This window comes from Kaistella rhinocerotis (assembly GCF_030243905.1).
Lineage (GTDB): Bacteria > Bacteroidota > Bacteroidia > Flavobacteriales > Weeksellaceae > Kaistella > Kaistella rhinocerotis.
Map to the genome: position 1 here is coordinate 154215 of NZ_JASSYY010000003.1, position 25310 is coordinate 179524.

The following is a 25310-nucleotide window of genomic DNA, read 5'->3' on the forward strand; positions in this document are numbered from 1 at the left end:
ATATTTAAATATTAAAAAAAATAAACTATTGATATGAAAAAGAAATTCACTTTAAAAAAAGGAATTTACATCTTCTTAGGTCTGCTGCTTGCGGTAGCGCTGTTTGCCGGAATTGGGTATCTGGTCAAATCAAATTCTGCGGAAAGCGAAACTTTCCTTACGAAGAAGCCGGAAGTACGCGATATGGATGATAAAGTAATGGCCACGGGCGAAATCGTGCCACGCGAAGAGATTGAGATCAAACCAAACATGTCCGGCATCATCGACAAGATTCTGGTGGACGAAGGGGATCAGGTAACCGCCGGTCAACTCATCGCTACCTTGCGCATTGTGCCAAGTGTGCAGAACGTAAATGCCGCACAACAGGAAATAAATAATGCCAATCTGCAGATAAGCAATGCCCGCATGACGGTAAATAACCAGCAGCAGCAGTTTGCGATGCAGCAGAAGCTTTATGCGCAGGGCGTGATTTCAAAACAGGAATACATCACGGCACAGCAACAACTTGTAAGCACACAACAACAACTGAGAAACGCGCAGCAACAGTTGCAGACCGCACAGAAAAGCCTTCAGATTGCCCGTACCGGCGCCACACCTGAATTGGCCGGCCTCGCCACCACCCAAATCCGCTCAAAAGCCAACGGTACCGTACTTGAAGTTCCGGTTAAAGTGGGGAGCCAGGTGATTGAAGCCAACTCTTTCAATGCCGGAACCACCATCGCCTCCATCGCTAATCTTAATTCATTGATCTTTCAGGGGACAATAGATGAAGCGCAGGCCGGAAAACTGAAAGAAGGCATGGAAATGAACGTGGTGATCGGCGCACTGCAGAATAAATCTTTCCCGGGCCGCGTCACTATGATCGCGCCAAAAGGTAAAGACGAGAACGGAACTATTAAATTCCCTGTGGAAGGTGATGTTTTTAATAAAACCAACGAATACATCCGTGCAGGTTTTTCGGCCAACGGCGAAATCATCCTGAGTTCACAGAAGAATGCGTTGCTGCTCGATGAATCACTGATCCAGTACGAAAAAGTGAGCGGCAAAGACAGCCCGTTTGTAGAAGTGAAACAGCCGGACGGCAAGTTTAAAAAAGTAAAAGTGAAGCTGGGCGCAAGTGATGGTATCAATGTTCAGATACTTTCGGGCATTACGAAAGACAGTGAAGTGAAAGTCTGGAACCCTTCGGACAAAGACAAGGAAGCACTGAAAGAAAAGAAAAACAAATAAAAAAAAATCCCGATTTCATTCGGGATTTTTCTTTGACCTTCGTACCAGAAGTGTAAAATTAAGGAAAAGCAGAAGCAGGTCCAGCGTAATCCAAATGGCGGTTTTCATGTTCTCAAATTTCAGCGTCTCTACCAATTTAGCTGCCGCTGCAGAGAGACTAGGATTGTCGTTCGTGTAATTCTGTATTTCCACGATCTGGTCTTCGTTTTTATTTGGAATGGGATGCTGCGAGAAATAGACCATATTCTTCGGACCTAAAAATCCCGCCACCCAAAATTCATCAGAATTCTTCATGTCGAGATACTCAATGCGGTAAAACTCACTTCGGATGTCGCCAGGATGTAGTGTTTCAAACGATTTGGAACCATCAATTGTGTCTACCCTCACCACATAAAAATCGAGCGGAAAAGGTAATTTATTGATGATTTGCACCGTTAGCGCATCTTCACGAAAATGCGGAAGACTACGGCTGATAAAATAGTAAGCAAAAACGCCCGCAGAAAATAAAACCACAAAAAGGCGGAACATCCGCCCCCAAAATCTCAGCCTTCCGGTCTTCAGAACCGTTGACATCAGCGCCGCAGAAAGCATTACAAATAAAAGAAGGAAGAGATAAACCATCCTGTAAAATTAAATTATAAATCTAAATTTTTGTGTATTCTTATTGGTCGACGCGCCATTCGCGGTAAAACTGCTGGAGGAAACTTACCATAAAAGCATGGCGCTCGCTGGCGAGTTCCCTGGCTTTGGCAGTATGCATCAAATCCTTCAGCAAAAGCAATTTTTCGTAAAAATGATTGATCGTGGTGCCCGAATTTTTCTTGTATTCGTCCTTAGAAATATTCAGTTTGGGAGGAATATCCGGATGATACATTAAATTATTTTTAAAGCCTCCAAAATTAAACGTCCGCGCGATACCTATGGCGCCTATCGCATCAAGACGGTCCGCGTCCTGCACTATTTTCAGTTCGATCGGCAGATCGGCCGGGAGTTCGCCCCTGTTTTTGAACGAAATATTTTTAATGATAAATAATACCTTCTCAATTGTATCCGGATCCACACCTTCTCTTTCCAAAAATTCAGATGAAATCTTTAAAGCCAATGTTTCGTCACCCGCGTGGAATTTTGGGTCAGCGATATCGTGCAGCAATGCTGAAAGCTCTACCACCAAAGTGTCGCAAACCTCGTGATGTGCGATGATCTTTGTAATTTTCCAGACGCGCTCTACATGAAACCAATCATGTCCCGCTTCTGCCCCATCCAGTTTGTGCTTTACGAAATCACATGTCTTACTGATAAGCTGCTGCGCCATAAACCTACTTTTTCACTTCCACAAAGTGGTAAACCTGGTTGGTTTTCGGACTGTAAATCACGGTGCTGGCGTTCGGGAAACGCTTTATCTTATAATACTGCATCCCGCGGTCTGTCTTGATTTCGTTTATAAAACTGAGGTCAATGCTGTTCGCGGGCAAAAACTTTTCGAAAAATGTGATCTTTTCGATGATTCCCGATCCGTCCACTTTCTCATATTCGGTTTTCGATTGTGATTCATCCATTGTAGGTTGTTCTACCAGCGTTTTTAGCAGTAAATCTTTGTCTTGGGTTTTATATTTAAATAAATAAAAAGGTGTTCCGTTCGGGAAAGCCAGTTTTTTACCTACTTCGTTTTCAAGGGTGAGCATACTGTTCGGAAAAACTTCAGTGAAAGCGATGTTTTCTGCGCCCACCATCTTCCCGACTTGCTGCGAAATGGTTTCCTGCACGAGTTCATTGGTTTTCTGCTGCGCTTTTTCTTTCGCAGTAGTAACGGTTTGCGAGACCGTTTCCTCAATTTTGTTGCAGGAGATGACGCCAAAAAGCATCAGGCCTACTATCCAGTTTATTTTCATTGTATCTAAACTTTTCATTTTTAAATATTTTAATTTTCCCGGAACGAACTTACAAGTTTATCCAGGTTAAGGCTGCGGGCGGACGCATCAAAAATCTCGCGGTAAACGCCGTTCATCGCCATCAGCTCGTCATGAGTGCCATTTTCCGCCACTTCGCCTTTTTTCATCACGTAAATTCGGTCTGCATCCAGAATTTGCGACAGCGAATGCGAAATGATCACAACGGTTCGGCCCTGTTTTATCGCATCAAGCGAGTTTTTGATCTGTTCCGTAGCAATCGCATCGAGGCTTGCTGTAGGTTCATCCAGAAATATGATTGGTGGATCTTTCAGAAACAGCCGCGCAATCGCGATTCTCTGCTGTTGCCCACCGGAAAGCTGGGTCGCATCGTGGCGGTATTGCTCCGGAAGATCTAAAATCTGGTCGTGCAGATAAGCTTTTTTCGCCGCCTGAACAATTTCTTCAAAGGTGGCGTCCATGTTTCCGTAACGGATATTGTCCTCTATACTGCCCTGAAAAATATGGTTTTTTTGCAACACTAAACCGATGTCATCACGCAATGCGGCATTTTCAAAATCGTTTAGCGGCGTATCATCAAGCAAAATCTCGCCGGAGGTAGGAAGATAAAATTTACACAGAAGATTGATGACCGTCGATTTACCCGCACCGCTAAGTCCGACGAGTGCAGTAGTTTTGCCGTTTTCGATGAGCATTGAGACATCCTTCAGCGCGGCCATGCCGTTGGGATACGTGAAGTTTACATTTTTCAGTTCAAATTTTCCGTGCAACTCTACGGCTTCAAAAGTACCGTTTGGCTCCGTCTGGTCGTCAGCTTCCAGGATGTCAAAGAAACCTTCAGCGTAGATCATTGCATCGTTCATATCGTCATAAATTCGATGCAGTTGACGTATCGGGGCGGAAACATTGTTGAAAAGCAGGATGTGCAGCATAATCGCGCCAATGGTCATCTGCTGGTCGAGTACCAAAAACACGGTAAGCAAAATGATCAGTACCACACCAAACTGTTCGATGAAAGTCTTCAGGCCATCATAGATAAAGTTTGTCCGGCGTGTAAAGAGTTGGCTGTCCATCAGTTTCATCTGCAGATCATACTGTTTTTCACCTTCAAATCTTTCGCGCACGAAACTTTTAATCACCATGATTGAGTTGATCAGATTCAGCAACCCTGAAGTCTTGCGCTCACGTTGGTTCCGCAAAGTTCTGCGTACACCGGCCAGTTTTTTGGCCTGAAGCGCACTCACGTAAAAGTAAATGGGAACAACTACGGTAGAGACCAGACCAACATACACATTTTGCATGTACATGATTACCAAGGCAATGACTGCATTTGAAAACAAAGGCAGGATATCTATAAAGAAGTTCTGGACGAGCTTGGTCAAACTTTCTATTCCGCGGTCTATGCGCACCTGCAGCTTGCCAGACTCGTGGTTTTCATCATTAAAATAAGAGACACGGTAAAGCAAAATCTTGTCAATCACCGATTGAGCCAGGACCGAACTCGTGCTTATTCTTATTTTTTCACCATAGAATTTCTGCCCAAACTGTATAAAGATATTCAGCAGTTCTTTGCCCAAAAGTACAGCGGAGATGACAACCAGCACGTGGATTCCTTCACTCATCGGATGTGGCAGCTGCGTGAGCTGCGTCACTTCGTCAACCGTATATTTCAGCACAAGCGGATTTACCTGCGCCAGCAACGCACCTACAAAAGTGAGGAGCAGCGTGCCGATAATCATCTTGCGGTACGGCCTGATGAACGGGCGGAGCTGCCTGTAAATCTGTAGAAGGTTGATTGTCCTGTTAAACGGTTTCGGCATTGGCTAATTTTGGCTTAGCGTGTTGGTGATGAGCGATTTTATTTAAATACATCAGTTCTCAAACGGGAAACTCGTGAGATAGTGCAGTTCAGGTGTACTTAATTTTTTTGCTGCAGATTCTGCCTCTTCTTTAGACAGCGCTTCACCAATGAGTTTTTTCTGAAAAACGAATGAGTTATTGGCGTTTTTGTCAACCACCTGATTAAAGATATGTTCGATTTCCGAGTTAGACAGGGACGCAAAACTTACATCTTCGAAGCCGTACATCAGTCTCAAGTCACCGATTCCGGCGAAATTTTCTTCAACAAAATCCTGTAACTGTGCTTTTGAATCAAAATTTCCGGCCCAAATATTATAGACGTAGGTTTTCTTTTTAGGTTTATTAAGAATATCCTGATACACAAAATTCTCACCGAGATATGCTTCCCTGACCATCGGATCATTGGCTAAATCCTGCGGCAAACCTTCTTTAAGGATTCTGCCTTCGAACATGATGTAGGTCTTATGCGTGATTGCGAGGGTTTGCTGTACGTTATGATCCGTAATCAGGATACCGATATTTTTGTCGACAAGACTTCTTACAATCTTTTGTATATCTTCTACCGCGATTGGATCTACCCCTGCAAATGGTTCATCCAAAAGAATAAAACTGGGGTTGGTCGCCAAACAGCGCGCAATCTCCGTCCGCCGTCTTTCACCGCCCGAAAGCAGGTCCCCACGGTTTTTTCGCACGTGCTGAAGCGAAAATTCCTCAATCAGTTCATCTACCTTCATCTGCTGTTCACGCTTCGAAAGTTTGGTGAGTTGCAGAACGCCGAGGATATTGTCTTCCACAGATAATTTTCGGAAAACCGAGGCTTCCTGCGCCAGATAGCCAATCCCTTTCTGGGCCCGGCGGTACATCGCATCGTTGGTAATCTCTTTATCATCAAGGAAAATCTTTCCGGATGTAGGTTTTACCAAACCGACGATCATATAAAAACTGGTGGTTTTCCCGGCACCGTTCGGCCCCAGCAGCCCGACAATTTCGCCCTGCGAAACCTCTACTGAGACGCCTTTCACTACTTTTTTCGGTCCGTATTCCTTTATTAAATTTTCTCCGCGTAGAATCATACGGCAAATATAAGAAAAAGCATGCCGAGCGCGCGTAAGCAGTGATATGAAGGGAAGAGTAATCATCAGGCCTCATTGGAATCTGCACGGCTCCATTTAGAAGAAATTTAACAAAGCAAGCCTAAAAAAACTTATCTTCGCTGCTATTATTTTTAGGCGTTTTGAGTGTAAAGGAAAAGGAATTTGCGAAGCTCATCAAAGATAATCAGGGTTTGATTATTAAAGTTTCGCGTCTGTACACGAACTCACTGGAGGATGAGCAGGACCTTTTTCAGGAAATCGTGTTACAACTCTGGCGTTCTTACGACACATTCAAAGGCCAATCTAAAATTTCGACGTGGATGTACCGCGTGGCCCTGAATACAGCAATCACACTTTTCCGCAAGAAGACAAAATCGCCGCAGACCGATGAACTGATGGATTTTCACGCCAGCAGCTATCTGGAAGATGATGACGAAAAGCAACTGCAGATTTCGCTTCTGTACAAAGTGGTGAAAATGCTGCCGCAGGTGGAAAGGGCGATCGTGATGATGTATCTGGATGATTTGCCGTACCGCGATATCGCCGAAAACTTGGGTATTACCGAAGTGAACGCGCGTGTGAAGATGAACCGGCTGAAGAAAACCCTGAAACAACTAATGGAAAAACATGCCTGAATTTGATTTAGATAATTTAAAAAAAACCTGGCAGGAGCATAAAGTAGAGCCAAAATACAGCAACACCGAAATAGAGGCGATGCTGAACAAATCTTCGCGAAACTACGTGAAATACATCCTCTGGATAAGTATCGCAGAATTTTTAGTGATTCTTTGCCTTAATATTTACTATACATTTTCAAGCGATGATGCCGGATCTTTCATAAAGATGCTCGAAAAACTGGGCGTGCACAACACCTTGAAACTGCAGGCAGATTTCGCACATCTCTATTTTGTACTGAAAATTATCAGCCTGCTGGTCACCGCATTTTTCGTCATCCGTTTTTACCAGAACTACCGCAAGATCCACGTTGAGTCTAACCTGAAAAAGTTGATCCTGCAGATCATCCGTTTCAAAAAGACTGTGAACCTGTTCATTTTAATCAACATTCTGTTGCTGTTGGCTTTCACAGCAGTACTTACGGTTTTCAGTTTCATTGCTCTGGCGCAACAGTCAATCCACCTGAATCATCCAACTTTAATCGGCTTTATAGTGGGGTTGGTTGTGATGACGCTTATCAGCGTGTTGCTGATTTGGGTTTATTACCGAATTGTGTACGGTATTATACTTAAAAGACTCGGCAAAAATCTCACTGAACTTCAAAGAATCGACAACCAGGAACTATAAAAAAAGGTCAGCGCTTGCTGACCTTTTTAATTTTAATCTTTATAACTCTTTCCGAAGCCTTGCCACCGGAATATTAAGCTGTTCGCGGTATTTCGCAATGGTCCGGCGGGCGATATTGTAACCCTTTTCTTTCAAAAGACCTACGAGCGCGTCATCGGTAAGCGGCTTGCGCTTGTTTTCTTTGCTGATGACTTCCTGCAGATGATTTTTGATCTCTTTAGTCGATACTTCTTCACCGTCATCATTGATGAGTGAATCCGAGAAAAGGCTTTTCAGATAAACGATGCCGTTCGGCGTGTCCGCATATTTACTTTTCACTACACGTGAAATCGTTGAAATATCAAAACCGGTGATATCTGCGACATCTTTCAGAATCATTGGCTTCAATGATTTCTCATCACCCGTGATAAAGTAGTTTTTCTGCAGTTTTACAATCGCTGAAATGGTTTGCAGCAGTGTGTTCTGTCTTTGATTAATAGCGTCAATATACCATTTTGCGGCATCCAGTTTCTGTTTGATAAAGAGTGCAGCCTGCTTATGGTCCGGCGATTTCTTATCGTGCGAATAGGTGGTAAGGATCTCCTTGTATTCGTCCGAAACACGAAGGGTAGGCGCGTTTTTGCTGTTCAGCAACGGAATAACGTCCGTCTGCCCGTTTTTACCTTCTTTAATTTGAATTACAAAATCAGGGATGATTTCCTGGTTGATCGTGATGGTTTGTGTATCAAAGTTTCCACCTACACGCGGTGAAAGTCTTGAAATCACCTCCAGCGCATCTTTCAGGTCCTCTTCTTCAATATCGTATTTCTGGATGATCTTGTTGTAATGCTTGTTCGTAAGCGCATCAAATTGATTTTTAAGGATGCTTGCCGCTAAACTTACCGCTTTGTCAGCGCTCACCTTCTTCTCAATCTGAAGCAACAGACATTCTTGTAGGTTTCGGGCGCCAACACCGGGCGGATCAAGTTTCTGTACGTAATTTTCAAGAACGTCCACTACGTTTTCCTGCGTTGTATAGATCCCCTGCGCGAATGCAAGATCGTCAACAAGCTGCTTGATTTCACGACGCAAATACCCATCGTTATCGAGGTTTCCGATGATGTATTCGGCGATTTTGAGGTCTTCACCCTCGATGTTTGCGAGCCTTATCTGCTCTAAAAGATAATCGTAAAGCGACTGTCCCTCGGTGAGCAAAGAACCGCTGTCAAATTCCTCGTCATCGGCAGAATAATTGCTCGATGCGGTTTTGTATGCAGGTTCATCATCGAAAATATAATCATTCACATCAAAATCTGTATCGATGCTGTCTGTGCCTTCTTCTTCGTAAGTCTCTTCGGCGGACGGGAATTCTTCTGTCGAAGCATCTTCCTGTACTTTTTCCAGCGCCGGGTTTTCTTCCAGTTCGCGCTCCAGCTCTTCCTCGAACTCGAGCGTGTGTAGCTGGATAAGCTTCATGAGCTGTATTTGCTGCGGCGCTAATTTCTGGCCGAGGCGCATTTGTAAGTTTTGTTTTAACATTCCTTATCTGGTCTCACTAATGTGATTTGTGCGTTTTTATAGCAATATTGCTGTTTTCTTATTTCACTTAATATGGCTAAAAGTACTGAATTTTTTAGAATTCAGCGTTGTGCGGCGTTCGCGGGAACGGTATCACGTCGCGGATATTGGTCATTCCCGTTACGAAAAGCACCAGTCTTTCAAGCCCAAGCCCAAAGCCAGCGTGCGGAACCGACCCGAATTTTCTTGTATCCAGATACCACCACAACTCGTGTTCGTCAACATTCATGGTTTTCATTTTCTCCTGAAGTACAGCCAATTTTTCCTCACGCTGAGAACCGCCGATTATCTCTCCAATTCCCGGGAACAGCACATCCATGGCTGCTACGGTTTTGCCATCCTCATTCAGTTTCATATAGAATGCTTTGATCTCTTTCGGATAATCGAAGAGCACCACCGGGCTTTCAAAATGTTTTTCAACCAGGTAACGCTCATGCTCACTCTGCAGGTCTGCGCCCCACTCTTCTATCGGAAACTGGAATTTGCCCTTCTTGTTTTCTTTTGAATTCTTTAAGATATCAATCGCCTCGGTGTACGAAACGCGCTTGAATCTTTTCTGGATGACATTCTGCAATTTTTCGATCAGGCCTTCAGAAGCTCTGTCTTTTTCGGGTTTCTGCTTTTGTTCTTCCGCGAATCTTTTATCGAGGAAATCGAGGTCATCCTTGCAGTTTTCAAGCACATATCCAATGACATATTTGAGGAAATCTTCGGCTAAATCGATGTTGTCTTCCAGGTTGTTGAAGGCCACTTCCGGCTCCACCATCCAAAATTCTGCGAGGTGGCGTGTAGTATTTGAGTTCTCTGCACGGAAAGTCGGTCCGAAAGTGTACACGCGGCCAAGTCCCATCATCGCCGTTTCCACATTCAGCTGACCCGAAACGGTGAGATTTGTCTTTTTTCCGAAGAAATCCTGGCTATAATCGATCGCGTTGTTTTCATCCCTCGGAATTTGATCGAGGTCAAAATTCGTTACACTGAACATTTCACCCGCACCTTCCGCATCTGCACCCGTGATCACAGGCGTGTGCATATAGAAAAACTGATTTTTGTTGAAGAACTGATGGATGGCAAAGCTTACCGCGCTTCTTACACGGAAAACTGAACCGAAAAGATTGGTTCGGAACCGCAGATGCGCCTGCTCGCGCAAAACCTCAAGCGAATGTTTTTTGGGCTGAAGAATGGTTTTATCACGCTCTTCGGTGAAATTATCGCCCAGGATGATGATTTTCTTCGCGATGATCTCAATCGTTTGGCCCGCACCCTGACTTTCAATCAGTTCACCTACAATTTTAAGCGAGGCGGCAGTGCTGATATTCTTAATGATATTTTCATCAAACTTCTCGAAATCTACCACAACCTGAAGGTTATTGATCGTAGAGCCGTCATTCAGTGCGATGAAACGGTTGCTGCGGAAAGCGCGCACCCAGCCGTGCACAGTGATATCGTGATGTAAAAGTTTTTTATAATCTGTAAGTAGTTCGTTGATCGTGGTTCTCATTAGTTTAAATCAATAATGTTTTTATCTGAAACGGCCGACTGAATACAACACCGGTGTTTCCTACAAATGTACTGAAAAGCGGCGTAATTTTTGATGCAGGAAAGAAGAATTTGCGGGTGCCGAAATATTGGCAACCCGTTTTTTTTTTGCTTCCCAAACCCGCGATCCGACTTGAACGGAGCTCTTTTTGCGAAGCGCAGCGAAGCAAAAAAGCGGGAGTGGAAGGCGGAAAAATCGCCCTGAAAAATCTACTCGTCTTTCTTTGACGGCACCAGGAACACATCCATCAAACCTTCCGGTAAAGCCATTTTCAGGAATTTTTCTTCACGGTTTAGTTCCAGGATCCAGTCTTTGATGATTGGGATGATGATCTGTTTGCCCGCAAAATCGAGCATAAAATAATGCTGCGCGGTCTGGTCGTTTACCGATACGATGGTTCCGCAGCTTTTGCCGTCTTCTTCCCGGATTTCATAACCGATTACCTCATGATAGTAAAACTTGTTGCCGGTAAGGTTCGGCAGCGTAGAAAGCGGTAGATAGACATCTTTACCAAGTGACTGGTCCACAAGCGCCTCCGTAGAATTCTTGAACGAAATGATCAGCGTATCGGCTTTTCCCCAAGACTGTTTTGCCACGAAAAATGGCACCAGCATGCCGTTGATGTCTACGAAAACCGAATCGAGTTTGTTGTACATTTCGGGCTGGTCTGTATCAAGTTTCAGAAAGACGTTTCCCTGCAGGCCATGTCGGCGGGTGATTTTGCCTAAAAAATAGCAGTCTTCTTTTTTCATATTCTTATTTAATCTAAAAAACTGAAGGAGTAAGAAACCTCTCAGCAGTTGCAAATATAAATGGTTTTAAAATAACAAAGACGCCTGCAAAAGGCGTCTCTGAATGTATTTTGAAAGAAATTACTAAGCTTTTGCTTCGTCGTCACCTTCAGTTTTAGGCGCTACAGCGTCAGCAATTTTTTCCGTAACATCTGCTACTGTTTCTTTCACTGCGTCTACTACTCCTTCTACTGCAGCTGCTGCGTTACCAACTGCTTCAGCAACTGTATCTACTACTGATTTCTCTTCTGTAGCCGCTTCTTCTGCAGGTGCGTTAGCTGCTGCCTCTTCCGCTGCTTTAGCGTCTGCTGCTGCTTTCTCTTCAGCTAATTTTGCATCAGCCTCAGCTTTAGCGTCAGCTTCGATTTTCGCTGCTGCGTCTAGTCTTGCCTGGTTTACTTTAGCTTCAGCTTCAAAAGCTGCTTTCTTAGCATCTTCTTTTGCTTTCTTCAGACCGTCTTTTTTACCAAGAACCTGCTGCTCTTTGCCTTCCAACCATGTGTTGAATCTCTTTTCTGCTTCAGCTTCGTCAAATGCACCTTTAGCAACACCACCTAAAAGGTGTTTTTTGTAAAGTACGCCTTTGTAAGAAAGAATCGCTCTTGCAGTATCGGTAGGCTGCGCACCGTTGTTAAGCCATTTTACTGCTGAGTCTACGTTCAGCTCGATGATTGCAGGGTTTGTAACGGGGTTGTAAGTACCCAATTTCTCGATGAATTTACCATCTCTTTTTGCTCTTGCATCTGCAACTACGATGTGGAAAAAAGGTTTTCCTTTTTTACCGTGTCTTTGTAATCTGATTTTTACTGACATAAATGTTTGATTTTGTGGGAACTCGTCCCTGTTTTATTATTAAGTGTGCAAAGATAATTAATTTATCGGAACCGGCAGCGCTGATTTCTATTTAAATTAAACTGAATCACACAGCCGCAGCCTACTGGAAGAACACCATGATGAGCGACAGCACAAAGCCGATGCCCGCATAGATCATCCCACGGCGGAACGCTTTTGATTTGAAATTAAACATCCAAAAGGATGAAATCACGAAAAAGAACAGCACCAGCCCGAAAAGCGTATTGAGTGAGGCATAGCGGTGTTTGGAGGTGGATTTGTGCAGTTCATTGAACTTTTCGAGCACGTACGGAAGTTGCATTTTAGAATATTTTGCCTCGCCGGTCTTTACGTTGTATGTTCCCTGCTCAAATTTTCTTAGATCGCCTTCACTGCCTTTGAATTCTACGTTTCGCATTTTGATTTCCTTTGCGAGTTCCTTTTCGGTAAGGCTTGGTCTCAGAACCACTTCATACTTGTTCTCTTTTTTAAGGAAATTGGTGTCGCGGTAAATGAGTAAAACACCGCTGATCGCGTAAACCGCCATGATCCCGGCCGTAAAATAGCCTAAATAACGGTGCAGGATGCGCATCGTAGCCTTCACATTCTGTTTTTTCTTTTTAGATTCCATAGTTTTTTAATGTTTAATTTGACTTTTAATGATAAAAGTGGAAACCTGAATTTCCACTATTTATCGCTGAATTTAATTTGATATTTGTTTTTTCTTAAAGCTTGTAAGTAAATGTGAGATAAAAATTCCTCGGCGTGATCGGGTTCACCGAATAGTTTTCGTGATAGTTATAATTCACCGTGTCGAACAGGTTTCCTACTTTGGCCATCACGCCAAATTTCTTCCAGTCGTACCCTGCAGACAATGCAACAGTGGCATAATCATCAATCGGCAACAGTCTTGAAACGCCGTTTCGCGTATCGATGGTTTCTTTGGTATCATTCCAACCCGCGATTCTGTCACCCACAAAATAAACGCTGGCACCAAGTCTCAAACCTTCAACATATTGGGTAAATGTGTAAAAAACAGATGCGTTCGCAGTAGTAGCCGGCGTTCGCACAAGTCGCTGATTTTCCACATAACCAAAATCCTCTGGCGTATCAAGGTAAACTGAATGGTTGTAAGATGCACCCGCAATTATCGAAAGGTTTGGCAAGGGATTACCGGTAATATCGAGTTCTACACCGCGGCTGCGCATCTTTCCGGCAAATTCTTTAATGGTGGAATCGTTATTAACCTGACCCTGAGCATTAAATTCCGCCATTTGGTAAAAGTTTCGGTTTTCAATCTGGTAAAGCGAAAGGTTCAAAGCTACCGTATTGTTCCAGAAATTCTTTTTCATACCCAACTCGAACTGGTCGATGATGGAAGGTGTGAGTGAGTTTTGGTAGATATCGCGACCGGTATTTGCAGAAAACGAATTGGTATACGTGGCAAAAACAGAAAGATTGTCATTCGGCATATACACCAAACCTGCTTTTGGTGAAAAGGCCCTGTCCACAGTTCCTGCGGTCAGTCCTGTCTGGTTGGAAGCGAAAGACTTCTTCTCAGTATCTTTATTTTCAATATAAGACCATCTCAAGCCAGCCAATACTTTGAACTGTTCGGTAATACTGATGAAATCCTGTGCATAAATTCCAAAACGCTGCGTTGGGATCCGCGTTCTGTCTCTTTTGGTTGAAGTGGGCATTGCACCGCTGGCCCAGGAAGAAGGGTCGTCAAGATATACTAAACCGTTGGTCGCGTTGCCGCCCGTTCCATAAACTGTTTGCGACAGATCAAAAGCGTACGCATCCGCGGTGCCATAATCACCATCTGTTCCGATGAGGATCTTGTGATTTAATTTCCCGGTGTTGAATTCACCATTTAAATTTAGTTGTAAAGAAGTGTAATTCTGCTCGTTATACGTCTTGTTCACCGGACGGTTCCATTTCAGGCGGTCAGCATTATCGTAGGTCCAGGTAACCCTTTCAGTTGAGAAATAATCTTTCGTGTAATTTTGGTAAGAAGCAACGGTATTAAGTGTCCACAAATCATTGAACTGATGATTAAATGTGATTCCAGCCGTGGCTTGCTGCGTATTCTGATATTGCCAGTCAGCTCCCAAAAAGGAGTTACGTGGCAGAAAAGTGTTGAGTGAATAAGATTTGTCACGGTTCTCTATGGCACCGATTCCGAAATCAGGCGTGAAATCATTTCTAAGATAGTCAGCCTCAACGATTAACTGAGATTTTTCACCGATATTGAAAAGCAAAGAAGGATTGAAATAATATTTTTGAGATTCTACCACATCACGGAAACTTTCAGCGGTTTCATAGGTACCGTTCACACGAAATGCAACTTTCTTGCTCAGCGGTCCATAAAAATCAACAGTAGGCTTGTAAGTGTTCCAGCTTCCGACATTCAGACCGGCGCTCCCACCGAAATTAAACCGGGGTTTCTTGGTTACAAGATTCACCACGCCGCCTGCAGCCACGTTACCATAAAGCATCGCGTTGCCTCCCTTCAGCACTTCTACCCGCTCCAGACCCGAAGTTTCAGGAAAAACACCACTGTTTACCCGCGAACCATTCTTAAAAATATTGTCGTTTCCGAAATTGAAGCCACGTCCACCAAAGCTGTCCTGGGAATTTCCGCGGGATGATGTGATATATAGTCCATTCACATTCTGTAAGACGTCACTCAACTGTTTTGCCTGCTGCTGCTCGATGATCTCGTGCGTCACGATAGCGATAGGCTGCGGATTCTCCATCACCGTGAGATTAGATTTCGTGGTGAACGTTTTTGCAGTATTCGGGTTTCCGGTTTTGTGAAGGTTGATATCTTCAATCTGCTGTACGCGCAACGTGTCGTTTTCTGGGTTGAAACTCATCTGCGCGGTAGCCGAAACGCTTATAAAAAGTAATCCTACGGCAACAATCTGCTTTTTCATTAATAGTTTTTATTTAGAATTATTTAAAATAACGATGCAAATGTAAAAAAGCAAAGCCTTTGGACCAAACTTATTTGTAATAATTCTAAATAAAATTCCCTCTTGAAAGCTAACGGGCTGATGATGAAGTAATTTATAAATATGATAAATGTCAGTTTAGGACTTTTTCAACAAAAATCCGAAGACTAAAAAGACCAAACTGATGAGCATATACGTGATTCCGTTGGGTGCCGTGGCAGTTCCAAGCAGCACGACTACGATTCCAAATATGGCTGTCACCGCCATGATTTTTTTTAAAATTTTATTTCCGGTAAAGACATCTTTGCGGAAAAGACGGAAAAGACCGATGAAGAGCGCGCCGTTTACCATATATATGAAGACAATCGGGATTGCTGAAATATCGAATCCTCTCTCTGTGAATACCGGCGCTGTGTTGCTCACAAAATAGATGAGCATATACATAATAATGATCGCAAGACCCAGCAATGCACTGTTCACGGGCATTTTCGTCTTGGGATCGATAACATCGATATTCAGAAACTTCTTTGCTTTAGGCAAATTTGAAAACTGAAACGGCACACGGATGGTTGCCAGTAAAAGACCGTTTGCAGCGCCCAATACAGAGATAATGATGAAAAGCTGCATCACCAGCGCGCCTGTGTTTGAAGCAACCTTGCGCGAAAACTCCGTGATATAGGTGTCTTTCAAAGCAATGATTTCGTCACCACTCATCCGAAGAACGATTCCCGAATAATAAGAAACGTAAATTACCATCACCGCAATTGTCCCAATGATCAAAGCTTTCGGTAGGTTTTTTCGGGAATTTTTTATCTCACCGGAAATCTGTGTCGCGATGTACCACCCGTCAAACGCAAACGAAATCGGAACGAAGCTCGCTGCAACTAAAAGGATAAATGACGGTGAATTGCTGATATTTTTCACCGCAAATGCAAAAGTATTGGTTTCCTCCACATCACCCTTTATCAAACTCAAAATACCGATAGAAGCAATCAGAATAAGCGGAAGAATCTTCAGCACCATTGTGAACTGCTGGAAAATCCCACTGCTTCTGGGCCGGAAAATATTAAAGACAAAAAAAATCAAAACATTTACTAAGCCAATCAGCAGAAAATGAAGATTTCCCGGCGAAAAACTCATGAATTCAGCGCAGAAATGCGCAATATAGATGCCCGAAACGGTAAAGAGAACCGCAGTGAGCAACGGATAGAACAGACTCATGTACATCCAGCCGACGAAATAACTCGCTGTCTCACCGAAGCGGAAATTTACATAATTGAGCACGCCACCATCTTTCGGCAACACTTCGGCATAATTCGACATCGAAATAGCACCGAAAACCACGCTGATCCCGACAATTACAAAACCTAACAGTCCCGCGAGGACATTGCCCTGTGTAGCGAGCAAAACATCGTCAACTTTAAAGAATATTCCTGAACCAATGACCTGGCCGATCACCATCGAAATTGCGGTGAACAGGCCGTATTTGGCCTCGAGCTGCTGGTTTTTCTCCATTAAATTTGAATTACATTTTAAGAATATAACGATGCGTTATTCCTGAAGTTCAAGCCAGCGAAGTTCGAGATTTTCAAGCTCGTCTCCCAACTTCTGAAGTTCTGCAGACAGCGTGGAAATTTTGTCGTAATCGGTTTCGTTATTCAGTTTTTCAAGGATTTCTGCCCGAAGTTTTTCGAGGTTTGGCATTTCCTTATCGATCATTTCAAGTTCACGCTGCTCTTTGAAACTCAATTTCCGCTGCGGTGGTTTTTCGACTTCCGTTTTTGGCGTTGGTGTCTCAACTTTCGGTTTAGCTTCTGCCGCCGGACTTTTTTTGCTGAGTTCCTGACTCCGTACTTCGCGATATTCGGAGAAATTACCTACGAAACCGCGAACTTTTCCTTCACCCTCAAACGCCAGCACGTGATCCACAATTCTGTCCATAAAATAACGGTCGTGCGATACGATGATCAGCGAGCCCTGAAACTGCAGCAGGAAATTCTCGAGTACTGTGAGCGTCGGAAGATCGAGGTCGTTTGTCGGTTCATCGAAAATGAGGAAATTCGGATTCTGATACAGCACGTACATCAGATGCAAACGGCGTTTTTCGCCACCGGAAAGTTTCGAAATCGGCGAATATTGTGTCTGGTCATCAAATAAAAACAACCGCAAAAACTGCGACGCCGAAATTGTGCGTCCGTTCGCGAGCGGGAAATTCTCACCGATTTCTTTAATGAAATCAATCACACGCTCATCTTCTTTATACGTAAGGCCTTTCTGCGAGAAATAACCGAATTTAATGGTTTCTCCGGTTTCTATTTCGCCATTATCGTAGGGTTCAAGCCCTTGGATGATATTTAAAAGTGTCGATTTTCCGGTACCGTTCTGGCCGATGATGCCCACTTTCTCGCCTCGCTGAAACTGGTAGCTGAAATCTTTAAGCAAAACCTTTGAACCAAAACTTTTATCGATATGCTTAAGTTCCAGGATTTTTTTTCCGAGACGCTTCATCTCAAAATCCAGTTCCAGACTTTGCTTGCGGGTGTCTTGTTTCGCTACTTTTTCTGTCTCATAGAAATCTCCGATACGCGATTTCGACTTGGTGGTACGCGCTTTTGGCTGGCGACGCATCCATTCCAGTTCTTTGCGGTAAAGATTTTGTGCCTTATCGATTGTCGAATTTAAATTTTCTTCGCGGATGATCTTGTTTTCGAGGTATGTCGCGTAACTGCCGTTGTGCACATACAGATTGTTATCTTCCATCTCCCAAATTATATCACACACAGAATCAAGGAAATAACGGTCGTGCGTCACAAGCAGAAGTGTGATTTTCGCTTTCGAAAGGTAATTTTCAAGCCATTCCACCATCTCCACGTCAAGGTGGTTTGTGGGTTCATCCATAATTAAAAGAATGTGACGGTGTTCCGCGCGGGTTTCCGTCAAAAGTTTCGCCAGTGCAACCCTTTTTATCTGTCCGCCTGAAAGCGTTCCCATCTTCGCCTCCAAATCTGTGATTTTTAGCTGCGTAAGAATCTGCTTCATCTCATTTTCAAGATCCCAGGCTTTGTGCATCTCCATCTCGGCCAGGGCTTTGTCCATGTCATCTGGATCTTCGGTATGCAGCGCGTGGTGGTAATTCTTTACAGCCATGATAGGCGGCGAATCAAGTGTCATCATGAACTCCTCCACTGAAAGTGCGGAATCGAACTCAATTTCCTGATCGAACAGCACCACCTGAATGTCTTTATTGATCACCACATTGCCCGAATCTGCAATCTCTTTGCCCATCAAAATCTTGAGCAAGGTAGATTTTCCACTGCCGTTTTTGGCTACGATCGCAATTTTGTCGCCTTCATTTACATTAAAGGCGATGTCTTTAAACAATATTTTAAGACCGTAGGATTTAGTGAGATTTTCAGCGGAAACGTAGTTCATTTGGAAGGTTTAGATTGAGCGTAAATTTGAGACTGCAAAAATACTATAATTAAAGCGGATGCACCAGAAGGGAAATTCAGCAAAGAATTGAATACGTTCAAGGTCTAATCAATCGTCAGCCTTTTGAGCGACCAAAGACTGCCGTTGTACACATTCACGTCTACTTTTGTGTTGATTCCATAGACGATTCCGTTCTCCGTAAACTGCCACATATCCCAATTACCGGTAGGTGTAGGCTGCGGCACATCGTTGTAATTGGCGAGCCAGAGCGGATAATCATCAAATTCGCCCTGCAGGAAATCTTTGTGATAATGGTAATAGGTATAAATGATGGGTTTCACGCCGTACGCTTCCTCGATAATCCGGCACCAAATTTTCAGATCTTCGATGAGCTTTGCATTCGATTTTCGCCTCGGAATTTTTTCAATATCTAATACCGGCGGCAAATCTCCTTCCTCAAGCTTCACATTTTCAAGGAAATTGTTGGCCTGACGCACCGGGTCTTCATCTGCGCGGTAAAAATGGTACGCACCACGGATCAGATCATGCTTTTTGGCGAGCTGCCAGAACTCCTCGAAATGTTTGTCAGCACTCCGGTTGCCCATTGTAGCTCTTAAGATTACAAATTCTATAGGAATTGAGCGATTGGCGATACTCAAACTGTCCCAGGCAATATCTTCTTTGCGCTGATAATGGGACATATCAATGCCAAAAGTCTTGTCATTGTAACCGGTAATGATTCTGTTGATGCGCTGCTCTTCGGCTTCGGTATTGCTCAGGGACTTATGCTCGAATTTATTAAAATACATCGCATAATAGAAGGTGAGCGTTTGTTTAAGGTAAAAACCAGTTCCGATCAGTGCTGCTATCAAAATCAGAAGCATGACCTCCCGCCGCAAAAGCCAGTGGCGCTTTCGTTTCTTATGAATTTTCCTTTTTGTCTTTCGCGCTGAAGATTTCTTTGCCATGGCCTGCAAAAATAGCGTATAAAAACAAAAAACCGTGCAAGGCGCACGATTTCCTGATTGTATTTAATGTATTTAAATTGATTAATATCCGTCCTTAATTTCCTGGTCAGAAACCAATGAAAGCGCAGAAGAAGTTCCGATTCTTTTCACACCCATCGAAATCATTTTTCGGGCATCTTCGGGCGACTTTACGCCACCGGCAGCCTTAACCGAAAGTTTTCCGGCGTTCTGTATCATCAGTTCAATCCCTTCAAAAGTAGCACCGTTCGGCTTGCCGTCTTCGGTAAGATAAAAACCTGTAGATGATTTCACAAAGATGTCCGGAAGTTGGTTTTCCTCAAAATTTGCTTCCGCCCATTCGCGGATATCTTTTGTGATCGCTACAATCTGTTCATCGGTAAGCGCTGCAATTTCAATAATCCATTTTACCACTTTCCCGTTGTCAACCGAAAGTTTGGTGCCTGAGACAAATTCGTTTTTCACAAGGTCTTTCTGTCCGGCTTTGTAGGCTTCGTAGTTGATTACGAAATCGAGTTCATCTGCACCGTCTGCGATGGCTTTTTGAGCTTCGGCCAGTTTTTCCGCAGTGCTTGCGGTACCCTCATGAAAACCGATTACAGTTCCAACTTTCACGGCTGAACCTTTAGAAACGAGATAATCTTTAATCTCCTTTACAAAATCGGGCCGGATCATCACCTCATAAAACCCGTTTTGGATGGCTTCATCGGTGAGTCCGTAAACTTTCTGTCTTGTCGCTTCTTCGCTGATGCCCGCCTGAGACGGTGTTTTCAGGTATGTAGAATCTAAAAATGCAGTGATATTCATAGCTTTTATACTTTCAGTTGTCTGTTAATGCTTTGTTCAAGGGAGATAAAGGTTTCGGTTCTTGTAACGCCTTTCAGTTTCTGCAGCTTGTTCAAAATTTGCATCAGATGATCATTATCACGGCACAGCACTTTAAGAAAAATCGTATAATTCCCCGTCGTATAATGCGCTTCTACCACTTCGTTTACTTCTTTCAATGCTTTCACCGCATCATGATAATGGCTGGGCTGCTCAAGATAGACACCAATATATGAAACCACGTTATACCCTATTTTTCGAGGGTTCAGGAATGAAATAGAGTTTTCTATAACGCCCGCCTGCTCGAGTTTTTTGATGCGCTGATGTACGGCCGTGGTAGAGATCCCCACATTTTTGGAGATGTGGGCCAGAGAAGTCTTGGCATTATCCATCAGCATATAAATAATTTCTTTATCCACAGGGTCTAAGTGGTAACTCGAGTTTATTGCACTTTTCATATCGTAGTGTTCTATATATTTTTTAAGTTTAATTCAATACCGTTATTACAGGAAAATGATCGCTGTAGCCGCCCAGATATCGTGTTCCCGCATATGTCCTTGCCGGCCGCTGACCCAATTTCCGGTTGCTGCTTCGCAACTTCTCGTGAGAGAAAACTTTAGCGGCGGTAAATTTAAGCGGAAAGTCTGATTGCTCAAAGTGTTCAGACAACATGATTTGATCAAACGTTTGCCCGCTCTTATTGTGAAACGTAGAGTATATTCCGTTTGTATACAGATCGGCAAAAGGGTTGAAAATTTGTTTTCCAGAATTGTTTTCAAATATTGGAAGAAGCATTTTGTCATCCGGATTGCAATTAAAATCACCCATCAAAATTACTGCTTCGGAATTGCTGTATTGTGCGATGTCGGCGGCTAAACGTCTTACAAGGTTTTCGCGCAAACCAAAATTTGCATCTTTATCCTTCCTCGAAGGAAAATGAACGACGTACGCGTTAAAAATTTCGTTACAAAACCCAAGTCGCACATGCAGGATATCCCGCGTGTCAAAGACCTGCCCTGATTCTTCCGTCAACCGAATAGTCTTGGAAGACAGAATTTCTACTTTTTCGGGATCGTAAAGCAATGCCACATCTATTCCACGTGTATCTGCGGAAGGGAAGTGTACAGCGCGGAAAGCTTTAAAAAAAGGCAATTCAAGAATATCAGTAAGTGCTTTCTCACCCTGAATTTCCGCAACTCCGAACAACATTGGCAAGACACCTTCGGAAGCCGAAATCAATTCAGCAACGTGAGCTATCTTATTAAGTTTTTGGCGGTATTTGCGGTCGTCCCAATTTCGTAATCCTGAAATTGTAGGGTCCGCGCTGTGAACAGGAGGCGCGTCCGGCAGCAATAAATTTTCGACATTATAAAATGCGAAAATCTCCTTCGATCTGTCATATTCCATCTACGTGCATACCTTTACTTTTGCAATGTAAAATTACGAATAATAATTGGTTATGAGTGGATTATTGCAGCAGATCAGGCCGACGTTCGCGGGTGATTTTTATCGCCTCATCATGCAGCCATTCTTCTATTTTGCTGAAGTTACCACTGAGCAGCACTTCGGGCACATCAAGACCTTTGTAGCTCGCAGGCCGTGTGTATACCGGCGGTGAAAGCAAATCATCCTGAAAGCTGTCTGTCAGCGCGCTTTGCTCGTCATTCAACACGCCAGGAAGAAGCCGGATCACGGAATCGGCCAGCACACAGGCGGCCAGTTCTCCACCGGTAAGGACATAATCGCCAATCGAGATTTCTTTGGTAATGTGGAGATCACGCACACGCTGGTCAATCCCTTTGTAATGACCACACAGAAAGATCAGATTCTCCAATGTAGAAAGTTTGTTTGCGATTTTTTGATTTAATGTTTGCCCGTCCGGTGTAAGGTAGATCACCTCATCATAATTGCGCTGAGACTTTAGTTCTGAGATGCAGTTATCCAGCGGTTCTATCATCATCACCATGCCAGCTGAACCACCGTAAGGCGCATCGTCTATCTGGCGGTATTTTCCCAATCCATAGTTCCGGAGATTGTGAAAGTGGATTTCAACCAATCCTTTATCAACAGCCCGTTTCAGGATCGAAGTTTTAAACGGACTTTCCATGAGCTCCGGTAAAACGCTTATAATGTCAATTCTCATTGTTCAGTTTCATTCTTTTTGTTGGGGATGATGATAAGCCGCAGCGACGAATCCTTGTTAAAATAACTCCACATCCAGTTGAAAAATATTGCGACCTTATTCCGAACGGAGAGGATGAGCATCAGATGCAGGAACATCCAAAAATACCAGGCCAGCAAGCCCTGGAATTTAAAATTCGGCAAATCCACTACCGCGCGGTGTTTTCCTATCGTGGCCATGCTGCCGCGGTCTGTATATTCAAATTCTTCCCACTGATTCTGTGATTTCCTGAGCAGATTCCGGCCCAGATTTTTCCCCTGATTGATCGCCACGTTTGCTACCTGAGGATGTGCGGCCGGGTATTTGGGCGTTTCCATGTAAGCGATATCACCAATCGCAAATATATTATCGTATCCTAATACACGGTTGTATCGGTCGGTTTTATAGCGGTTTCGCACCACGGTTTTAGGGTCAAGCCCATCAATGATATTTCCCGTTACGCCAGCAGCCCAGATCACATTATTGGATGGGATCGACTTTCCGCTCTGCATATATACTTTGTCGCCATCATAGTCAGTCACGAACTCTTCGCTCATGAAGATTACGCCCAGTTCTTTAAGGTATTTTTCACTCATCACCTGAGATTCTTCACTCATCGTGCTCAGTGAGGTGGGCGTAGAACTCACAAGAATCACATTCAGGTTACTGAAATTCATGTGCGGATAGTCGCGTGGAAGGATCTCGCGCTTCATTTCGGCAAATGCGCCGGCCAGCTCCACACCTGTAGGTCCACTGCCTACGATCACGATATTCCAGTTGCCATCATCAGTGCGTGATTTCTGCATGATGATTTTTTCAAATGTAAGCAGCACGTGATTTCGTATGGCGATGGCTTCCTGCGTATTCTTCATACCAAATGTTAACGTCTCCATCTTATCATTTCCGAAGAAATTGGTCTTGCAGCCTGTAGCCAGAATCAGTTTATCATAGGTAATCTCGCAATCCGGAGAAACTATTTTGTTTTGGGAAGGTAAGATTTGGTTTACCTCCATCATCCTGTATTGGATGTTGCGCGAGCGCTGAAATATTTTTCTGAAAGGAAAGGATATGTTGCTTGGCTCAATTCGCCCACAGGCCACCTGATAAAACAGCGGCTGAAACATGTGGTGATTCACCTTATCGATTACAATCACCTTCTTGTTTTTGTTATTTAGCATTCTTGCGAGTTGCAGGCCGGCGAAACCGCCGCCGATGATCACAATTTTTTCTCGGCTTTCCATAATACAAATTTAAAAGTTTTTGTACAGCTAATATTCCGGTGGCGAATGCAAAAAAAATCCCTGAAAGTTCAGGGAGATTATTGTTTTACTATTTGCGTCACCTTCTGCGTATTGTCGCTCATGATGTAGCGCATCAGGTACTTTCCGGGTTTTAACCTATCGAGCCTGATCTCTCCGGAGTTCATATTCACAGCATATTCAGCAACCTGCATTCCAAGAATGGAATAAAACGTAACCGATTTTATTTTAAGTAAAGGATCTTTAGACTTCACCACTATGAAATCACGTGCCGGATTCGGGTAGGCAACCATCAAGCCGTCATCAGACTTTTGTGATGCTGCCAAAGGCTCCCGGGCTGCCGACTGCGCGGAAACATGACCCGAAAAAGCGGTAAGCGAACCGATTAAAAATATCGAAAACAGTAATTTTTTCACCGTATATAACTTTATATTTAAGAGAATATCCTTACAAATGTAAGAATTTGGAATTTACTCACAATAGTTTTTTTATAAAACTATCTTTAAATTTGCAGCGCATAGTTCAAATACTATTCCAAAAGAAAAATGATCCTATATTCACGAAACCGTAGACTCCGCACATCTGCGTCCATACGCGCGCTGGTGCAGCAAACGGTACTTACCACAAATGATCTCGTGATGCCCGTTTTCGTGATGGAAGGCGAAAATACCAAAGAAGCAATAGCGTCGATGCCAGGAATTTTCCGTCGCTCGATAGACCTTACTGTTCAGGAATGCCGCGAACTGTTTTCATTGGGCATAAAAGCCGTAAATCTGTACATGAAAGTGCCGGAAAACCTTAAAGACAATAAAGGCACTGAATCCTGGAACCCTGATGGGTTGATGCAAAGAACCATTAAAGCAATAAAAGACGCGGTTCCGGAAATGGTGGTAATGCCTGATGTGGCGCTGGACCCTTACTCGATTTATGGCCATGACGGCATCATAACCAACGGAAAGGTAGACAATGACGCGACGAATGACGCTCTAGTAACGATGTCTATATCTTTGGCTGACGCCGGCGCCGACATTCTGGCTCCCAGCGACATGATGGACGGACGCGTAGCAGCGATGCGCGAAGGTTTGGAAGAAAACGGACATACTGACGTGGGAATCCTGAGTTACGCCGCAAAATATGCGAGTTCGTTCTACGGTCCCTTCCGCAGTGCGCTGGATTCTGCACCAAAAGATTTTGCGGACATTCCAACTGACAAAAAAACGTATCAGATGGACTTCCACAACTCCCGTGAAGCGCTCGATGAAGTGTACAAAGACGTAGCAGAAGGTGCCGACATCATTATGATCAAACCCGGCATGCCTTACCTTGATATCGTGGCAAAAGTTCGCGAAGTGATTGATTTACCGATTGCAGTATATAATGTAAGCGGCGAATATGCCATGCTGAAAGCAGCCGCACAAAACGGCTGGCTAGACAATGACCGTGCGATCCTGGAGAGTCTGACGTGTATAAAACGCGCCGGCGCTGATATGATCTTCACTTATGCAGCAAAAGAAGCCGCCGTGCTTCTCAATAATCAATAAAAAAAAGGAATCAACTTATTCCTTTTTTTGCTTT

At 43.7% G+C, this 25310-nt stretch carries 22 protein-coding genes and 2 pseudogenes; 4 read left to right on the forward strand and 20 right to left on the reverse strand.

The window, feature by feature from the left end; translation table 11 throughout:
- Nucleotides 1-33 precede the first annotated feature (33 nt).
- Nucleotides 34-1230: an efflux RND transporter periplasmic adaptor subunit gene (locus tag QEP06_RS10400; protein WP_285270195.1), complete on the forward strand. Its 1197-nt coding sequence runs from the start codon at nt 34-36 to the stop codon at nt 1228-1230.
- 15 nt (nt 1231-1245) lie between these two features.
- Here the strand turns inward: QEP06_RS10400 and QEP06_RS10405 are convergent, their stop codons facing one another.
- The 5 genes and pseudogenes from QEP06_RS10405 to lptB all read right to left on the reverse strand — a co-directional run.
- Nucleotides 1246-1851 (reverse strand): hypothetical protein, encoded by a 606-nt coding sequence (locus QEP06_RS10405; protein ID WP_285270196.1) that lies wholly within the window; start codon nt 1849-1851, stop codon nt 1246-1248.
- A gap of 40 nt (nt 1852-1891) precedes the next feature.
- The gene (locus tag QEP06_RS10410; RefSeq protein WP_285270197.1) at nt 1892-2542 is read right to left on the reverse strand and encodes an HD domain-containing protein; all 651 of its coding nucleotides are present in this window, start codon (nt 2540-2542) and stop codon (nt 1892-1894) included.
- A gap of 4 nt (nt 2543-2546) precedes the next feature.
- On the reverse strand, nt 2547-3137 hold the full coding sequence (locus tag QEP06_RS10415; protein ID WP_285270198.1) for a hypothetical protein: 591 nt from the start codon (nt 3135-3137) through the stop codon (nt 2547-2549).
- A gap of 11 nt (nt 3138-3148) precedes the next feature.
- Nucleotides 3149-4957, reverse strand: coding sequence for an ABC transporter ATP-binding protein (locus QEP06_RS10420; protein WP_285270199.1), 1809 nt, complete (start codon nt 4955-4957; stop codon nt 3149-3151).
- 387 nt (nt 4958-5344) lie between these two features.
- A pseudogene (lptB, locus tag QEP06_RS10425) lies at nt 5345-6070 on the reverse strand (LPS export ABC transporter ATP-binding protein); the annotation flags it as partial.
- Between the two features lie 161 nt (nt 6071-6231).
- Between lptB and QEP06_RS10430 the strand changes: the two are divergent.
- Both QEP06_RS10430 and QEP06_RS10435 read left to right on the forward strand, forming a co-directional pair.
- Entirely contained in the window at nt 6232-6726 is a 495-nt protein-coding gene (locus tag QEP06_RS10430) for an RNA polymerase sigma factor (RefSeq protein ID WP_285270201.1), read from the forward strand.
- Nucleotides 6719-7393 carry a beta-carotene 15,15'-monooxygenase gene (locus QEP06_RS10435; RefSeq protein ID WP_285270202.1) on the forward strand — a complete coding sequence of 225 codons (675 nt, stop codon included), beginning with the start codon at nt 6719-6721 and terminating at the stop codon, nt 7391-7393. The genes QEP06_RS10430 and QEP06_RS10435 overlap by 8 nt, the downstream gene beginning before the upstream one ends.
- A gap of 39 nt (nt 7394-7432) precedes the next feature.
- Here the strand turns inward: QEP06_RS10435 and rpoN are convergent, their stop codons facing one another.
- The 15 genes and pseudogenes from rpoN to QEP06_RS10510 form a co-directional block, all read right to left on the reverse strand.
- Nucleotides 7433-8911, reverse strand: a complete 1479-nt coding sequence (gene rpoN, locus QEP06_RS10440) for an RNA polymerase factor sigma-54 (protein ID WP_251833874.1) — start codon at nt 8909-8911, stop codon at nt 7433-7435.
- Between the two features lie 94 nt (nt 8912-9005).
- On the reverse strand, nt 9006-10451 hold the full coding sequence (gene asnS, locus QEP06_RS10445; RefSeq protein WP_285270203.1) for an asparagine--tRNA ligase: 1446 nt from the start codon (nt 10449-10451) through the stop codon (nt 9006-9008).
- Between the two features lie 248 nt (nt 10452-10699).
- Nucleotides 10700-11242 carry a ribosome maturation factor RimM gene (gene rimM, locus QEP06_RS10450; protein WP_285270204.1) on the reverse strand — a complete coding sequence of 181 codons (543 nt, stop codon included), beginning with the start codon at nt 11240-11242 and terminating at the stop codon, nt 10700-10702.
- Between the two features lie 291 nt (nt 11243-11533).
- Nucleotides 11534-12094: pseudogene (locus tag QEP06_RS10455) on the reverse strand (30S ribosomal protein S16); the annotation flags it as partial.
- 121 nt (nt 12095-12215) lie between these two features.
- The gene (locus tag QEP06_RS10460) at nt 12216-12743 is read right to left on the reverse strand and encodes a hypothetical protein (RefSeq protein ID WP_251833878.1); all 528 of its coding nucleotides are present in this window, start codon (nt 12741-12743) and stop codon (nt 12216-12218) included.
- 94 nt (nt 12744-12837) lie between these two features.
- Nucleotides 12838-15054 carry a TonB-dependent siderophore receptor gene (locus QEP06_RS10465; RefSeq protein ID WP_285270205.1) on the reverse strand — a complete coding sequence of 739 codons (2217 nt, stop codon included), beginning with the start codon at nt 15052-15054 and terminating at the stop codon, nt 12838-12840.
- Between the two features lie 156 nt (nt 15055-15210).
- Nucleotides 15211-16587 (reverse strand): APC family permease, encoded by a 1377-nt coding sequence (locus QEP06_RS10470; protein WP_285270206.1) that lies wholly within the window; start codon nt 16585-16587, stop codon nt 15211-15213.
- Nucleotides 16588-16623: 36 nt separating this feature from the next.
- The gene (locus QEP06_RS10475) at nt 16624-18504 is read right to left on the reverse strand and encodes an ABC-F family ATP-binding cassette domain-containing protein (RefSeq protein WP_285270207.1); all 1881 of its coding nucleotides are present in this window, start codon (nt 18502-18504) and stop codon (nt 16624-16626) included.
- A 104-nt stretch (nt 18505-18608) separates the two neighbouring features.
- Nucleotides 18609-19472 carry a glycoside hydrolase family 25 protein gene (locus QEP06_RS10480; RefSeq protein WP_285270208.1) on the reverse strand — a complete coding sequence of 288 codons (864 nt, stop codon included), beginning with the start codon at nt 19470-19472 and terminating at the stop codon, nt 18609-18611.
- 81 nt (nt 19473-19553) lie between these two features.
- A complete protein-coding gene (gene deoC, locus QEP06_RS10485) occupies nt 19554-20297 on the reverse strand; it encodes a deoxyribose-phosphate aldolase (protein WP_285270209.1) in 744 nt (247 codons plus the stop codon).
- A gap of 5 nt (nt 20298-20302) precedes the next feature.
- Nucleotides 20303-20773: an Lrp/AsnC ligand binding domain-containing protein gene (locus QEP06_RS10490; protein WP_251833884.1), complete on the reverse strand. Its 471-nt coding sequence runs from the start codon at nt 20771-20773 to the stop codon at nt 20303-20305.
- 28 nt (nt 20774-20801) lie between these two features.
- Complete coding sequence (locus QEP06_RS10495) at nt 20802-21722, reverse strand: endonuclease/exonuclease/phosphatase family protein (RefSeq protein ID WP_285270210.1); 921 nt, start codon at nt 21720-21722, stop codon at nt 20802-20804.
- A gap of 61 nt (nt 21723-21783) precedes the next feature.
- Nucleotides 21784-22458, reverse strand: a complete 675-nt coding sequence (trmD, locus tag QEP06_RS10500; protein WP_285270211.1) for a tRNA (guanosine(37)-N1)-methyltransferase TrmD — start codon at nt 22456-22458, stop codon at nt 21784-21786.
- Entirely contained in the window at nt 22455-23717 is a 1263-nt protein-coding gene (locus tag QEP06_RS10505) for an NAD(P)/FAD-dependent oxidoreductase (RefSeq protein WP_251833887.1), read from the reverse strand. Before QEP06_RS10505 ends, trmD begins: the two co-directional genes overlap by 4 nt.
- 77 nt (nt 23718-23794) lie before the next feature.
- Entirely contained in the window at nt 23795-24151 is a 357-nt protein-coding gene (locus QEP06_RS10510; RefSeq protein ID WP_251833888.1) for a T9SS type A sorting domain-containing protein, read from the reverse strand.
- Nucleotides 24152-24280: 129 nt separating this feature from the next.
- Here QEP06_RS10510 and hemB point away from each other — a divergent pair, with 129 nt between their 5' ends.
- Nucleotides 24281-25276 (forward strand): porphobilinogen synthase, encoded by a 996-nt coding sequence (gene hemB / locus QEP06_RS10515; protein WP_285270212.1) that lies wholly within the window; start codon nt 24281-24283, stop codon nt 25274-25276.
- The last annotated feature ends 34 nt before the right edge of the window (nt 25277-25310 follow it).

Excerpts from the sequence above, each read along its gene's own strand:
- QEP06_RS10400 (WP_285270195.1), top strand. The coding sequence starts at position 34 with ATGAAAAAGAAATTCACTTTAAAAAAAGGAATTTACATCTTCTTAGGT.
- QEP06_RS10480 (WP_285270208.1), bottom strand. The coding sequence starts at position 19,472 with ATGGCAAAGAAATCTTCAGCGCGAAAGACAAAAAGGAAAATTCATAAG.
- QEP06_RS10470 (WP_285270206.1), bottom strand. The coding sequence starts at position 16,587 with ATGGAGAAAAACCAGCAGCTCGAGGCCAAATACGGCCTGTTCACCGCA.
- asnS (WP_285270203.1), bottom strand. The coding sequence starts at position 10,451 with ATGAGAACCACGATCAACGAACTACTTACAGATTATAAAAAACTTTTA.
- QEP06_RS10465 (WP_285270205.1), bottom strand. The coding sequence starts at position 15,054 with ATGAAAAAGCAGATTGTTGCCGTAGGATTACTTTTTATAAGCGTTTCG.
- QEP06_RS10505 (WP_251833887.1), bottom strand. The coding sequence starts at position 23,717 with ATGGAAAGCCGAGAAAAAATTGTGATCATCGGCGGCGGTTTCGCCGGC.
- trmD (WP_285270211.1), bottom strand. The coding sequence starts at position 22,458 with ATGAGAATTGACATTATAAGCGTTTTACCGGAGCTCATGGAAAGTCCG.
- QEP06_RS10410 (WP_285270197.1), bottom strand. The coding sequence starts at position 2,542 with ATGGCGCAGCAGCTTATCAGTAAGACATGTGATTTCGTAAAGCACAAA.
- QEP06_RS10495 (WP_285270210.1), bottom strand. The coding sequence starts at position 21,722 with ATGGAATATGACAGATCGAAGGAGATTTTCGCATTTTATAATGTCGAA.
- QEP06_RS10415 (WP_285270198.1), bottom strand. The coding sequence starts at position 3,137 with ATGAAAAGTTTAGATACAATGAAAATAAACTGGATAGTAGGCCTGATG.
- QEP06_RS10435 (WP_285270202.1), top strand. The coding sequence starts at position 6,719 with ATGCCTGAATTTGATTTAGATAATTTAAAAAAAACCTGGCAGGAGCAT.
- hemB (WP_285270212.1), top strand. The coding sequence starts at position 24,281 with ATGATCCTATATTCACGAAACCGTAGACTCCGCACATCTGCGTCCATA.
- deoC (WP_285270209.1), bottom strand. The coding sequence starts at position 20,297 with ATGAATATCACTGCATTTTTAGATTCTACATACCTGAAAACACCGTCT.
- QEP06_RS10490 (WP_251833884.1), bottom strand. The coding sequence starts at position 20,773 with ATGAAAAGTGCAATAAACTCGAGTTACCACTTAGACCCTGTGGATAAA.
- QEP06_RS10420 (WP_285270199.1), bottom strand. The coding sequence starts at position 4,957 with ATGCCGAAACCGTTTAACAGGACAATCAACCTTCTACAGATTTACAGG.
- QEP06_RS10460 (WP_251833878.1), bottom strand. The coding sequence starts at position 12,743 with ATGGAATCTAAAAAGAAAAAACAGAATGTGAAGGCTACGATGCGCATC.
- QEP06_RS10475 (WP_285270207.1), bottom strand. The coding sequence starts at position 18,504 with ATGAACTACGTTTCCGCTGAAAATCTCACTAAATCCTACGGTCTTAAA.
- rpoN (WP_251833874.1), bottom strand. The coding sequence starts at position 8,911 with ATGTTAAAACAAAACTTACAAATGCGCCTCGGCCAGAAATTAGCGCCG.
- rimM (WP_285270204.1), bottom strand. The coding sequence starts at position 11,242 with ATGAAAAAAGAAGACTGCTATTTTTTAGGCAAAATCACCCGCCGACAT.
- QEP06_RS10405 (WP_285270196.1), bottom strand. The coding sequence starts at position 1,851 with ATGGTTTATCTCTTCCTTCTTTTATTTGTAATGCTTTCTGCGGCGCTG.